At 51.7% G+C, this 14,225-nt stretch carries 15 protein-coding genes; all 15 read left to right on the plus strand.

What is annotated here, in order from left to right; all coding sequences use genetic code 11:
• The first annotated feature begins 1 nt into the window (after position 1).
• The gene (locus tag AAC855_RS04020) at positions 2-328 is read left to right on the plus strand and encodes a phage head closure protein (protein ID WP_340608330.1); all 327 of its coding nucleotides are present in this window, start codon (positions 2-4) and stop codon (positions 326-328) included.
• A complete protein-coding gene (locus AAC855_RS04025) occupies positions 315-701 on the plus strand; it encodes a hypothetical protein (RefSeq protein WP_340608331.1) in 387 nt (128 codons plus the stop codon). The genes AAC855_RS04020 and AAC855_RS04025 overlap by 14 nt, the downstream gene beginning before the upstream one ends.
• Positions 698-1,102: an HK97-gp10 family putative phage morphogenesis protein gene (locus AAC855_RS04030; RefSeq protein WP_340608332.1), complete on the plus strand. Its 405-nt coding sequence runs from the start codon at positions 698-700 to the stop codon at positions 1,100-1,102. Before AAC855_RS04025 ends, AAC855_RS04030 begins: the two co-directional genes overlap by 4 nt.
• A gap of 18 nt (positions 1,103-1,120) precedes the next feature.
• The gene (locus AAC855_RS04035) at positions 1,121-1,585 is read left to right on the plus strand and encodes a phage tail protein (protein WP_340608333.1); all 465 of its coding nucleotides are present in this window, start codon (positions 1,121-1,123) and stop codon (positions 1,583-1,585) included.
• Entirely contained in the window at positions 1,582-1,929 is a 348-nt protein-coding gene (locus AAC855_RS04040) for a phage tail protein (RefSeq protein WP_340608334.1), read from the plus strand. Before AAC855_RS04035 ends, AAC855_RS04040 begins: the two co-directional genes overlap by 4 nt.
• A 227-nt stretch (positions 1,930-2,156) precedes the next feature.
• Positions 2,157-5,510 (plus strand): phage tail tape measure protein, encoded by a 3,354-nt coding sequence (locus AAC855_RS04045; protein ID WP_340608335.1) that lies wholly within the window; start codon positions 2,157-2,159, stop codon positions 5,508-5,510.
• The gene (locus AAC855_RS04050; RefSeq protein WP_340608336.1) at positions 5,507-5,839 is read left to right on the plus strand and encodes a phage tail protein; all 333 of its coding nucleotides are present in this window, start codon (positions 5,507-5,509) and stop codon (positions 5,837-5,839) included. Before AAC855_RS04045 ends, AAC855_RS04050 begins: the two co-directional genes overlap by 4 nt.
• Before the next feature lie 11 nt (positions 5,840-5,850).
• Positions 5,851-6,588, plus strand: a complete 738-nt coding sequence (locus tag AAC855_RS04055) for a phage minor tail protein L (protein WP_340608337.1) — start codon at positions 5,851-5,853, stop codon at positions 6,586-6,588.
• Between the two features lie 100 nt (positions 6,589-6,688).
• Entirely contained in the window at positions 6,689-7,252 is a 564-nt protein-coding gene (locus AAC855_RS04060) for a hypothetical protein (protein ID WP_340608338.1), read from the plus strand.
• Between the two features lie 73 nt (positions 7,253-7,325).
• On the plus strand, positions 7,326-8,030 hold the full coding sequence (locus tag AAC855_RS04065; RefSeq protein ID WP_340608339.1) for a C40 family peptidase: 705 nt from the start codon (positions 7,326-7,328) through the stop codon (positions 8,028-8,030).
• The gene (locus AAC855_RS04070; RefSeq protein WP_340608537.1) at positions 8,030-8,605 is read left to right on the plus strand and encodes a tail assembly protein; all 576 of its coding nucleotides are present in this window, start codon (positions 8,030-8,032) and stop codon (positions 8,603-8,605) included. Before AAC855_RS04065 ends, AAC855_RS04070 begins: the two co-directional genes overlap by 1 nt.
• A 53-nt stretch (positions 8,606-8,658) precedes the next feature.
• Positions 8,659-11,928 (plus strand): TipJ family phage tail tip protein, encoded by a 3,270-nt coding sequence (locus AAC855_RS04075; RefSeq protein ID WP_340608340.1) that lies wholly within the window; start codon positions 8,659-8,661, stop codon positions 11,926-11,928.
• Positions 11,928-12,293 (plus strand): hypothetical protein, encoded by a 366-nt coding sequence (locus AAC855_RS04080; RefSeq protein WP_241537903.1) that lies wholly within the window; start codon positions 11,928-11,930, stop codon positions 12,291-12,293. Before AAC855_RS04075 ends, AAC855_RS04080 begins: the two co-directional genes overlap by 1 nt.
• Before the next feature lies 1 nt (position 12,294).
• Positions 12,295-12,915, plus strand: a complete 621-nt coding sequence (locus tag AAC855_RS04085; protein WP_340608341.1) for a hypothetical protein — start codon at positions 12,295-12,297, stop codon at positions 12,913-12,915.
• 34 nt (positions 12,916-12,949) lie between these two features.
• On the plus strand, positions 12,950-14,212 hold the full coding sequence (locus AAC855_RS04090) for a phage tail fiber protein (protein ID WP_340608342.1): 1,263 nt from the start codon (positions 12,950-12,952) through the stop codon (positions 14,210-14,212).
• The last annotated feature ends 13 nt before the right edge of the window (positions 14,213-14,225 follow it).

Below are 14,225 nucleotides of genomic sequence, written 5' to 3' on the forward strand. Positions count from 1 at the left end.
GATGAGAGCAGGCGCACTGCGACACCGTATCAAGCTGTTCCGCCCGGTCATTGAGCGGGATGCACTGGGGGCCGAAACGCTTACTCCCCATTATGTGGCTACGGTCTGGGCAAAAGCCAAAGCGTTATCGAACCGCAAAACCCGCACCGCTGACCAGCAGCAGGTGATTGAAATACAGGAATTCACCGTCAGACCGCGCAGGGATATTGATATCGACTGGCTGATTGAACATCAGGGACGGCGGTTTACCGTACGTGCCGTGGATAACAACCGGCCTGACCGTACGATTATCAGTACCGAAGCCGAGGTTCGTCATGATCGAGCTTGATATTCACGCCGATTTAGAACGCCTCACCCGATTACCGGCTTATCCGTTGCGCTTGCCGTCCTCGGTTTCAGAGGGGGTGACCTACCAGCGCATCAGCGATCCGGCCTTTGATACCGGGTTAGCGCCAGCGCAATTGATTGAGGGGCGTTTTCAAATCAGCATCATCACCCAAAATTACACGCAGGCGCTGCAATTGGAGGCGACGCTGCGTACGGCATGGGAAGCGATACGGCATGGCGCTATCGGTCGCACCCCGGTGCAGTCAGTCACCCGCGGGGCACTGTTTCAGGAGATGGCGGAAGAAACCAACAACCGCAAGCGCTACCGCATTACCCGTGACTTTATCATTGCGTATACGGAGGCTGACCGATGATTAAAACTCACGTATCCGGTCTGGCGGAATTAGGCCGTAAATTGCAGGAATTGGAGGTTGCGCTCCAGACAAAGATTCTGCGTCAGGCGGGTAAGACAGCAATGGAAATTGTGCAGGAAGATATGCAGGCTCACGCCGGGTATGACCCGAAGAGCAAAGGGCCGCACCTGCGGGACAATATCAAAATGCGTTCCACTCAATCCACGAAATACCCGGGCGGGGTGATGATCACCGTTGGCCCGACCAAAGCACACCGGATGAAAGCCTTAGCGCAGGAAATGGGCACGATTAAACAGGTTCCCAATCCTTTTATTCGCCCGGCCTTAGATTACAACAAAACCGCCGTGATGAAGGTGCTTGTGCAGGAAATCCGCGCGGCCTTATCCGGTTACAGCAAATAACCCTGATTGGAGTGAATCATGGCAGAGAGAAAATCCTCACCCGAGTATGCCGTGCTGCCTAAAGGCACAATAGTGAAGTTCGGCAAACCCGGTGACAGCGTCGCTCAGATGAAGCCGCTGGAAAACTGTAAGGCACTGGGTGCCACCGGGTTAACCGGCAGCTTTGTTGACTGCACCACCCTGATGGATACCAATAAGCAGTTTATTCCCGATATGCCGGAAGGGCCGGAGAAGTCACTGGGCTTTATTGATAATCCCGAAGATGCGGATTTTGCCGCTTTTCTGAATGCAGCCCAGAATCATGAGGTCGTGCAGCTTTATATTGCCCTGCCGAACAAGCGCACCGCGACCATGATATTAGCCCTGTCCGGCTGGGAGATGAACGACATTAACGCCCCGGCCAGTGAAGTCATCCAAATCACCGTGAAAGGCAAACAAAATAACCTCGTCTGGGGGACCACGAAAACAGGAGTGACACCATGAAAGCCCTGAAAGCCGCATTACTGACCCCGCGCCCGCACATCAAAGCGGTCGAACTCTTTGGTACTCAAGTGAATCTGCGCCGGATGACATCGGCTGAGTTACTGACGCTGGAAGAGCAGGCGGAAAAACTGAGTCAGGCCGGAGACGGGCGCGAGGCTTCTCGCCTCAATATTCAGATGTTGCTCGATTGTCTGGTTGACGATAAAGGGCAAGCTATTGCAGTCAGTGAGCTACCCCGTGCTGAGGAACTGATGGCGGTGCATGATAACGCCACGATCATTGAAGCCATTCAGATTGTGAAACGTCATGCTATCGGCACACTGGAGGAGGCCGAAAAAAACTAATCCATTCGCCGACGCTGCACTTTGCCTTTACCCTGGCAGAACAGCTCGGCGAAATTGACCCCTATCGTATCCTGTCGTTACCGGCCTCCACACTTAATGAGTGGCAGGCTTACTACCGGCTGAAGAACCGCAAACATTCCGACAATCCGCCGCCTGCCCCTGTTTCCACCTCTTCTGATACGGTGCAGGCGCAGTGCGAGGATGTCATGAGATTACTAGGTTAACGTATGGCGAATTTATCTAACCTGACGGTCGGCTTACTGGTGAATGCCACCTCATTTAAATCCCAGATTGCGGATGCGTACCGGTATGCCGGGCGGGAATCAGAACGCTTTGCCGATAAAGCCGCGAGTGACGGGAAAAAGGTCACCAAGACCTACAGTTCGTTAGCGAACCAGATCAAATCCGTCTCCGGGCAATTGGCGTTACTGGCGGGCACCGGGTTCTCACTGGGTACCATTATTTCCCACACGCGCAAATACGGGCAGGCCTTGTCTGATTTGTCCGCTATCACGGGGGCGACCGGCGCACAGCTTAAGAAACTGGACGAAGACGCCCAGCGACTGGGACGTACCACGGAATTCGGGGCCACCGGCATTGCGCAGGCCCTGAAACTGATGGCCTCGGCGAAACCGGAGTTGCTGAAAAATACCCAAGCACTGACGCAGGCGACTGAGAAAGCCATCACGCTAGCGCAGGCCTCCGGCATTGAGTTACCGGAAGCGACCAAAGCGCTAGCCCTGTCCCTGAATCAGTTCGGTGCGTCAGCGGCACAGGCCGATCGCTATATCAACGTACTGGCCGCCGGCGCCAAATACGGCGCATCCGAAATCAATGAAACCGCTTTAGCCATCAAGAACGGCGGTACGATGGCCTCACAAGCCGGGATGTCGTTTGAAGAGCTGAATGCCGCGATTCAGGTATTAGCCAAAGGCGGCATCAAAGGCGCGGAAGCCGGAGTCGCTATCCGTAACGTGGTGCTGGCGCTGGAGAAATCCACCGATAAGAACCTGAAACCGTCGGTCGTGGGCCTGAGTGCCGCGCTGGAGTACCTGAAAAACAAACAGCTATCGACGGCGCAGGCGGCGAAATTGTTCGGGCGGGCTAACCTCAGTGCCGCTTCACAGTTGGTCACCGGACGGCGTGAGCTGGATGAACTCAAACAGTCGCTGACCGGCACACAGGTGGCCTATGATCAGGCCGGAGAGCGGGCCAATAACCTGAGTGCCGATCTGGATGTCTTAGGGAGAGCCTTTGAAGGACTGGCGATTAAAGTCGGGAGTAGCGCAGACGGGCCGTTGCGTACCGGGGTGCAGAATGTGACCGGTGTCGTGAACAGTCTGTCTGAGAACTTTAATACGCTAGCCCGGGTTGCCCTGCATACCCTTATCCCGGTGATGGCCATAAAAATGACCGCCGGATTGCGGGAAAACGTCAGTGCATGGCGGGCCACTGAAAAAGCCATGCGGGATACCACCAAGCAGAAGGCTGAAACCGCCCGGCGCACTATTGAGCAGGCGAACGCCACGATGCAACTGACCCAGCGTCAGGGGGAGCACATTGAAAGAATGCGGGCAGTGAATGCCCAGCATGGATTGTCTGTTAACTACTCCAAAGAAATTAATGCCTTGTACCGGCAGGAGACAGAAGCGATCAGGCAAAAAGAACGGGCCACCCGACTATTGGACGCCGCTAACCGTCGATTGTCGTATTCGACCCGCGCCTTGAGTGGCGCAGTCGCCGGTGCTCGTGGGGCATTATCTTTGCTCGGTGGCTGGACCGGGGCGGCGGTACTGGCAGGCTCGGCGCTGTATGGGTTATATAACCACAGTGTGCAAGCTAAAGAGGGGTTGCGGCAGTTAAAGGATCAAACGGTTGAAACCATTGCTGAACTGCAACGACTTTCTAAAGTTAAAATTGAAGTTGAACTTGATAAAAATCAGGATGATATTAACAATCTGAAAGACGAGTTAGAACGCGTTGATAATCAACTGGAAAGATACTCCCAAACAAGAATCAATAGTTTAAAAAATCGTCAGAAAGGTGCGCTGAGTTTTCTTTATGAAGACCCTAAAGAGGTTGAAAAGAAAGGGCGTGAGCTACTTAGTCAGAGAGAAGATCTGGTCAAGAGTTTAGAAACGAAAACCGCAAGGGATAAGAATATGCGCTCAACCCTAGCGGTAGGTAAATTTGATGTTCCTCCACCTGCACCCTCTAAACCCGAAGAGAGTAATAATAACCCGTGGACAGGCAGCGATGACGGTGAGGATAAAGGGAGCAAAAAGAAAAAGGGCAGCACCCAAATCCTGAATCAGTATCAGCAGTTACGTTTTGATATTGAACGGGCACATACCACCAGTTTAGGCCGCATTCTACTCAGTGAGCGGGAGACACAAAGAAAATTGGATGAAGTCGCTAAATCCGGCTTAGTCTCGCAAAATGAAATTGAACGCCTGAAAGCCCTCAATGCGGCAAACCACCAGAAACAGCGACAGGAACTGGCAGAGCGCTACGCCCCGGCAAAAGCCCTTATCCGGCAAGAGCGGGACGCGAGCAAAGAGCTGAAAGCCCTGTATGCTGAACGGTTGTTGACTGAACAGGAATATTTTTTAGCCAGAAAAACCCTCCAACAAACCTCAGTGAAAGATCAGCTGGCAGAACAGGCCAGACAACTTGCTGCGCCCCGGCTTGATATGGCGGGTGAGGTTGATCCCGTTACCCAATTGAAAAACCAGCTCACAGAACAAACGGCCCTTTATGAAGCGTATTATCGTAATAACCGCATCAGTAAAGAGCGTTATGAGCAGTTGACTACAGCAGCGGGGACTCGTTCGAGAGATGCCCAGCTTGCCGCCGCCAAAGAACTGTACGGGGCGCAGGGGGATTTTCAACGGATGCAGATCAATCTGTTGGATGTGGTTGAACAACGGACAAGTAACGCCCTGACCGGCATGTTAACCGGCAGTAAGTCGTTCTCTGAGTCCATGCGGGAGCTGTCAGCTTCATTAGCCCAATCCATTATTCAGGATTTGGTGCGTATTGCGATGCAGGCACTGATCACCAAAGCCGTCTCAGGCTTCTTCGGTGGGGGCGGTATGGCCAATATGGGGACCAATGCCTTAGCTTCCGCCGGGGGAAATATGGGTTCGATTGGTTCCGGCACGACAATCACCCCCGACATCTGGAAAAGTCCGATCCCGAATGCAAAAGGCGGGGTTTACCAGTCGACCAATTTAAGTCAGTACAGCGGGCAGATTGTCAGCAGTCCGACCTTGTTTGCGTTTGCGAAAGGCGGTGGCGTGATGGGGGAAGCCGGTCCCGAAGCAATTTTACCATTAAAGCGTGGTTCCGATGGTCGGTTGGGCGTAGAGGCCAGCGGCGGCACCAGCAACCAGACCACTAATCATGTCAGTATCGTAATTCATTCTGATGGCAATCAGGAAGTGAAGACAACCAGCGGCTTTGAATCCGCCGGGCAGGATATTGCGAAGTTTATCGACCAGCGATTTAAGACACTGCTGCATAAGAGTCTCGGTCAGGGCGGTGAACTCAGTGTGGCGATTAAAGGAGGACGGCGATGATAAAGACGTTTGATTTTCCCGCCCGGGTCGGGGCGGCGGGGGAATTTGAACCGGTGGTGCGTTCTGTCCAGTTCGGTGATGGATACAAACAAACCACCGGTGACGGCATCAATGCGCAGCGGGAAAGCTGGCCGTTGTCGTTTGTGGGTTCCCTGTCGGATATCCAGCCGATTATGGCTTTCTTGCGTGAACATCAGGGTTGGCGTTCTTTTAAATGGCGTAACCCGTTATCGGAGTTAGGACTGTATCAGGCAGGGAAATTCAATATACAGGCGCATGGGGCTTACTTCACGCTGTCCGTGATCTTCACCCGCACTTACCATCCGTAGAGAACATCATTATGACGATAAACACGACACTCCAGCAACTGGAGCCGGGGAGTAAAGTCTTATTGTTTGCCCTTGATGGCTCCGCTTTCGGTGGGCCAGAACTGTATTTCCATAACCACCCGATAGCGTACACGCAGGCGGAGCTGGAAAATTCAGACAATTTACCGGCTAAATCCCTCTGGTGGCAGGGCATAGAATATAAGCCGTGGCCCGTCAAAATCGAAGGACTGGAGGTTAACGGTGGTGGTCGGGCGGTCTCGCCGACACTCAGTGTCGCCAATCTGGACGGCACGATCAGTGCGCTGTGTCTGGCTTACCATAATATGGCGCAGGCGCGTATCACCATTCACATGACCTTCACCCATTATCTGGATGCGCGCAACTTCCCCGAAGGCAATCCCGAGGCTGACCCGACACAGGAAAAAATCGACGTTTTCTACATCGACAGTAAAACCCATGAAGACAATACCGAAGTCCATTTTGCTCTGTCTTCTCCGGCAGATTTGCAGGGGATTCAGATCCCCACGCGCCAGATTCACAGCCTGTGTACATGGTGTATGCGTGGGTTGTATCGCAAATCCCCCTGCAACTACACAGGTAACCGTTATTTTGATGAAGAGGGCGATCCAACAGACGATCCGTCAAGGGATGTCTGCGGTGGCCTGATGAATGATTGCAAGTTACGCTTCGGTGAAAATATGCCATTGCCGTTTGGTGGTTTTCCCGGCTCTGCCTTGCTGAGACGGTAATGATGCAAACTTCGCTTAATAGGATATGCTTATAGTCAACCCTTGATTATTGATTCAATTTTCTTCATTGTTGCAATTTTACTAACAGGTGAGAGAGCTTATGATGAAAAAAATCATCTTAGTTATCCTGACGTTTTTTGTCATGAATCAATTGGCGTTCGGGCAGGCAATTAATGAGCCACAAGCTCCCTTTGGGCTAAAGTGGGGCATGGCTATTGATGAAGTTAAAAAGTTAAACCTAAAAAAATTTGATGAGTATCAAGATAAGTTAATACATACAGTAAGGGCAGAATCCGTACCCATAAAAGCCAAATATGATGGTGCATACTTTTTAGATTTCTTTCCTCTTAATAGAGGATTGAGGTCTATTAGTTTTGATGTAAGTGACTCTGGTAAAAATTACGATAATTTAAAAGAGAAATTTAATCTGATTGCATCAGGTCTAAATAATAAATATGGCAAACCTGTTCTTGATGAGCAGAATAACCATGAACTAGCCAAGGACTATGAATACAATCAAATGACGATTAAATTAAGACTTAATAAAGGAGAACATATACCTTATGTATTATGGGTAAGCTATGAATACTACCCCGCAGAGTTACTCGCGAAAGATGAGCCAATGCTTAGGAAATTAGCAGAAAAATACGATAATCCATTCTAAATATAATCATATAACAATGAGTGAATCATAATATCCCGCTTCGGCGGGTTTTTTATTGCCTAAGGAAGCCTTTATGCGTCCTCACATTATCCAAGCCATCCTAGCACACGCGCAGGCCGACTACCCGAATGAATGTTGTGGACTGGTCATTCAGAACAGCCGCAAACAACAGTATCTCCCCTGCCGCAATACTGCCTCAGTCCCAACAGAACAGTTCAGCCTTCACCCGGAAGATTACGCCGCTGCCGAAGATACCGGAACCATAGTGGCGATTGTCCACAGTCACCCGGATGCGACCACCCAGCCCAGTCAGTTAGACATTGCTCAGTGTGACCTGTCACAAGTGCTGTGGGTGATTGTCTCATGGCCGGAAGGGGATATCCGTACACTGATGCCCACGGCGGGGATTAAGCCTTTGCTGGCACGTCCGTTTGTCCACGGTATTTGGGACTGTTACGCCATTGTGCGTGACTGGTATCGACTGGAGCGCAACATTGAATTACCGGATTTTGTCCGGACGGATGGGTGGTGGAACCGGGGCGAAAATCTCTATATGCAGCACTACGCCTCGGCGGGGTTTATTGAGTGCAGCGGGGAACTCCAGACCGGTGATGTGATCATCATGCAGGTACAGGCCCGTGAACCCAATCATGCCGGGGTGTATCTCGGTGACGGGCTGATGTTACACCATATGTACGGGCAACTCAGCAACCGCGTGTCTTACAGTGGCTACTGGCAGGAACGCACAGTGAAACGAGTCAGATATCAGGGGGAATGATGGAAACGATACGCACAATACGCTTATACGGCGCACTCGGGACGCAGTTCGGACGGGAATATCAACTGGCCGTATCTTCACCGCAGGAAGCAATCCGGGCATTGTCTGTCCTGATTGAGGGTTTTGAAAAATACCTGTTAACCGCCAGAGAGCGCGGATTCACCTTTGCGGTGTTTATCGGCAAGCGCAATATCAGTCAGGATGAACTGGCCTTTTCCGGGGAGGGCGATATTCGGATTGTCCCGGTGATCATTGGCAGCAAAAAAGCCGGGGTACTGCAAACCATCCTCGGGGCAGTCATGGTGGTGGCTGGCGTGTTCTTATGGGCGACACCGTTTGGTGTGCCGATGGTGATGTCCGGCGTGGGGATGATGCTCGGCGGCGTGGTGCAGATGCTTTCTCCGATGCCGGGCGGACTGGCACGACGGGAAGATCCCGACAATAAACCCAGCTATGCGTTTGGTGGGCCGGTCAACTCCATCGCGCAGGGTAACCCGGTGCCGATCGGGTACGGCAAACGCCGCATAGGGGGTGCCATTATCTCTGCGGGGATTTACGCCGAAGATCAGCAATAACGCTTCACAATGTTCAGTCAGGTCGCGAAAGCGGCTTTTTTTACGGGTGAAATATGGAACAGCATCGAATTCAGGGCAGTAAAGGCGGCAATGACAGTCCCCGTACCCCGGTCGAATCGCCGGATTCGTTACAGTCAACCTCGTATGCCAAAATCTTACTGGCACTGGGGGAAGGGGAATTCGCCGGGGGACTGGATGGCACCAATATCTTTCTGGATAACACGCCCATTATCGGGCCGGACGGTAATCCCAACTTTGAGGGGGTGAAGTGGGAATTTCGTCACGGGACCCCGCATCAGGACTATATCAAAGGGGTACCAGCCGTTGAAAATGAGTTAACAGTGGGCACGGAGTTAGCTGAATCATGGGTGAGATCGGTCACCAATACCCATTTATCGGCGGTGCGCATCCGCTTGTCATGGCCCCAGTTGCAGACGCAGAAAGAAAACGGGGATACCGTCGGTTACCGCATTGATTATGTGATTGAAGTTGCGACAGACGGCGGTGCTTATCAGGAAGTGCTGAGCACAGCCGCCGATGGCAAGACGACCACCAAATATGAACGTTCACACCGCATCGATTTACCGAAAGCGCACTCTGGCTGGCAGGTGCGTGTGCGTCGGTTAACGCCCAAGCAGAACAGTAACCGGATTGCCGATGCCATGATGGTCGAAGCTATTACGGAGGTGATTGACGCCAAGCTGAGTTACCCCGAAACCGCGCTATTGTTTGTTCAGTTTGATGCCAGACAGTTTCGTAACATCCCGCAGATTTCCTGTGAGCCGAAGATGCGGGTGATCCGTGTGCCGGATAACTATAACCCTGAAGCCCGTAGTTACTCCGGCGTGTGGTCAGGACAATTCAAATGGGCATGGACGGATAACCCGGCATGGGTGCTGTATGACCTGATGATTAACGACCGGTTCAGTATTGGCTCACGGGTGAAGACCGAAAACTTAAGTCTGGCGAAATGGGACTTATACCGGATTGCGCAGTATTGTGACCAGTCCGTGCCGGACGGCAAAGGGGGTACAGAACCCCGTCACACCTGCAATGTGTATATCCAGTCACAGGAAGAGGCATGGACAGTGTTACGGGATATCGCCGGTATCTTCCGGGGGATGACCTACTGGGCCAACAATAACATGAACGTACTGGCGGATATGCCCCGGGATGTGGATTATCTCTACACCCGCGCCAACGTGCGTGACGGTAAGTTTGTCTACAGCAGTGCCAGTGAGAAGACCCATTATTCTACTGCGATGGTGAGCTGGTCAGATCCGCAGAACGGTTATCAGGATGCCGTAGAGCCGGTGTTTGACCACCGGCTAATTCGCCGTTTTCAGGTCAGGCAGGCCGATGTGACCGCGATTGGTTGTACCCGCCAGAGTGAGGCCATTCGACGGGGTAAGTGGATATTACACACCAACGAGTATGACCGGATGGTCAGTTTTACCGTGGGGCTGGACGGTAAAATTCCGTTACCCGGTTATGTTATCGGGGTGGCGGATGAAATGCTGGCAGGTCGGGTGTTGGGTGGCCGTCTTCACAATGCAGACGGACGTAATATCACTTTAGATAGAGTATCGTCGGCGAAAGTGGGGGAACGGCTGATTCTGAACCTCCCTTCGGGCAAGGCAGAAGGACGCACTATTCAGGCGGTTAACGGAAAGGTGATCACGGTTACGACCGCCTATTCTGAAACGCCGATTGCCGAGTCGGTCTGGGCGATTGATGCCACCGATTTAGCCATTCAACTGTTCCGGGTCACGGGAATAAAAGAAGGGGACGACGGTGTCTCGTTTGAGATTACCGCCATTGAGCATAACCCGGATAAATACGCCCACATTGATACTGGCATTCGCATTGACGAACGTCCCATTTCGATTATTCAGCCCGGTGTACAGTCGCCGCCGAAAAATGTCGTTATCAGTAGTGATTCGGTGGTCCATCAGGGCATTGCCATTACCACCCTGCGGGTAACGTGGGACGCGGCAGAAAGTGCCATTGCCTATGAAGCCGAATGGCGTCGGGACAATGGTAACTGGATAGCCGCACCGAGAACCTCAACGCAGGGTTTTGAGGTGCCGAACATCTACGCCGGACGTTATCAGGCGCGGGTAAGAGCCATTAATGCCGCTGAAATCTCCAGCCTGTGGGCGAATGCGCCGGAAACGCACCTGAAGGGAAAAGCCGGTGAGCCGCCTGCGCCGCTGGGCTTTAAAGCCACGCCGATTGTGTTCGGTATCCAGTTCGACTGGGGTTTTGCACCTCATACGGACGATACGCTAAAAACGGAAATCCAGTACAGCCCGACGAGTGACGGTGAAGGGTTAATGTTACTGTCGGATATTCCTTACCCGCAAAAGACCTATGTGATGCAGGGACTGGCGGCCGGTGTCGCGTTCTATTTCCGTGCCCGACTGGTGGATAAATCCGGCAATCAATCCCCGTGGACCGACTTTCTGCGCGGTGAATCCTCCACAGATGCGAGCTGGATTATTGATGCCGCCGGTGACCAGTTTATGACGGCGGAGGCCGGAAAGCGCTTGCAGACTCAACTGGATTATCAGGCCGAAGCGGACCTGATTAATGGGATCGCTATACAACAGAATAGTTTTGAGCTGATGGCAAGGGATGGGGAGAACAAGGCCGAAATTAAACGCCTTGACAGGGTATTTGCTGACCGTGAAGTTGCCTGGGCGCAATCCATTAAAGAAGTGAAATCCGGCGTCGGAGAGAATCGCTCTTCCATTCAGGAAAACCAGAAATCCATCAATAAATTAGACTTGTCATTTGCAGAGAGCGAACAGCGTGTTCAGGCGCAACTAAAAGATCAGCAGGCGATCATCAGCACCAAAATGCAAGCCGAGTTTAATCAGCCCGGCAATGGTTACGCTATTCATAGCGTGAATATCACTCTTAAGCACAATGGGGTGAAGTATAACGCCGGGGGGATGGTGATTAGTGGCGAGATTAAAAACGGTCAACTGGAATCCTATATTGGGTTTTCTGCGAATAACTTTGCGTTTTATAACCCCGCTAACGGGAAAATGGAGCCGCTTATGGTGGCAAAAAATGGGCAGTTGTTTGTGCGGGATGCCTTTATTGATGTGGCGAATATTCGCAAGCTGGTTGTCGGGGATGAAATTAAATCCGCTAACTTCGATCCCCGGAACAGAACCGGCTTCAGGCTGGATATGCGCACGGGAGAAATGACCAGTTACGGTCAGGGTTCAGGCGGTTACTGGGTCGAAACCAACAACCTGAAGCAATTGTTTGACAGTCGCGGACGATTACGTATCCGAATGGGGTTTTGGTAATGGGGATGGGATTAGAGATTTATGACGAGCAGGGGCGGGTGATTATCACCACGAATAACATTATTCCGCGCTTTCTGGGGACGCACATGATCCCGCTGAACAAAACTGGCAGTTTGTATTTGCCGGGTCTGAGTGAGGGCGGCAATGTCACCGCCCGGTTCTTTCTGCGTATGCGCAGTTCTGGGGGGTCCGGGATTCAGATTGCCCAGCTCAGCAATGAGTTCACCACGTTCAGCGTCTCTGGCAGCACCTTCAGCTATCACGTTGACTATGACACCTATCGCTGGGAAAACATGGGGCGCGGGGGCGGACAATCCAGCCCGTGGGCGGAAATGCAAAACTTTGTCACGATTTGGGCGATTTAAAATGCTGGGATTAGAGTTTTATACCGATAACGGGCTGGTGCAACTGTCCGATAAAACACCGTCACTGGGCTTTCTCAGAAAGGCCGGGGCGGATGAAAGCAATGTCGGCTGGGATGAACGTTACTACAACTATGCCGAAGTGTACGGGGCGGGTGGGAAGTACTTCTTTGCGCCTATCTCACAACTGTCTGTCTGGGGTAACAGTGGGCTGGAGGTCTACAGCGAACGCGGGGAACTGATGTTCTCGTCGGCCATGAAGTTATTGTCGTTTGTGCGGTATTTTTCTGTCGATGTGCCCAATAACCAAAACAGGCCGTTTGTGCATGTGGGGGAGGCCGGGCGGCGTTACGGATATATGCTGATAAAGTCCCAGTCTCGCCAGCATTATAAAAATATCCGGTTCTCGCCGGGGGCGGATAACCCGCCTTTTTACAGTGATGAATGGGATTATGATGTGTATGTCGAGTCATTCAAGCCCCGCTATGGCAATGGCCGGATTGAACTTGCGTATACCTATGAGTATCTGCGTCATGAGGGCAGCCAGAGTGACCCCGGCACATGGCGTGGCCCGCCTCCCTTAATGGCTGGCTTTATCGTCGATTTAACCATGATAGAAGGTTAACCCTCTCCGTTTTATTCATGTCAGGAATTCAACCATGATGTACACCCAAGGCACCCTTTCCACCGTGTCCGGTTCCGCGATTGTCCGGGGCACGGGCACCAAATTTAAAGATAACCTGAACGGTATTGCGCCGGGGCAGATGATGATTATCCAGTCCGGCAGCCGTAATTTGCTGCATATGATACAGGCGGTGAACTCGGATACGGAGCTGGTATTGGCGGATAATGTCAATGTAACGCTGAATAACGTGACATACCAAATTCAGACGACTGTCCATGACACTATCTCTGATGCTGCCCGGCATATGGTGGCCATCAATGCCTATATCGTCCAGTTTCTCCAGAATATGGATCAGTGGATGACGCAGAACGGGGCGGTGGCGGTGACGCTACCGAATGGACAGACGGTTTCACTGCAATCGATAAAGGCGATGAATGAAACCCTTGCCGGGAAGCTGGATAAATCCCAGAACGGGGCGGATATTCTGGATAAATCTGAATTTGTACAGAATATTGGGCTGAATAATGTGTTGAAAATCGGCGATTATGGATTTGGAGGTATTGGGAACATTGTTGCCTATGATGAGGCTAGTATTCTGGATTTCATTCGGTTAAATCCGAGTCAAATTTTTAGAAATAATTTAGGTTCGGATTTCACATATAGATGGGCTTCAGGAATTATTTGTAAGGCCGGTGATACATTTAGTGGATTTACGGCTCACTATGAAGGTGCAGGTGTTAAGTTTTTTGCTGGGCATAATACAGCAGCAGTTTACTATTCTGTCTGGACTGATAAAAATACCCATGTAGACAATGGCGGTATTATCAGAGAAGCCTCCCCCATCATTGAAATCTTCCCATCGGGCAAATTCACCACGAACGACGAATCCGAAGGTGCTATCGTCTCTAAACCCGGTCTCGGTCATTATCAGGTCACCGGTGTGCTGGGCTATAACGCGGATGGCGCATGGGGTGTGCACGGGGGTATCTCTTCGCCGAAAAATAACAACGGGCTGGAACTCATCTACATTGATGACAAGGTGAACAAGGACGGCAGTATCACGATTGAGACGTTTCACCGTCAGCATTCTCATTTACCGGCACGCTTTCAGAATAAGCGGATAAAAGCCATTGTGAACGGGGAAAAGGTGTACTATCAGGACGGTGAACCGTGCGATATTCCCGAAGGTTGTCGCTTGGATGTCCGTGTTCAGATGCCGGCGAATTCGGTGTGGAATGTGAAGCAGAAGGCGGCAGAGGTTGCTATTGATAGTGTTCCGGCTGAATTGGTGGAGTAAGGGAATGGTTAAC

Origin of the sequence: Xenorhabdus bharatensis (assembly GCF_037996705.1) — a bacterium.
Classification (GTDB): domain Bacteria; phylum Pseudomonadota; class Gammaproteobacteria; order Enterobacterales; family Enterobacteriaceae; genus Xenorhabdus; species Xenorhabdus bharatensis.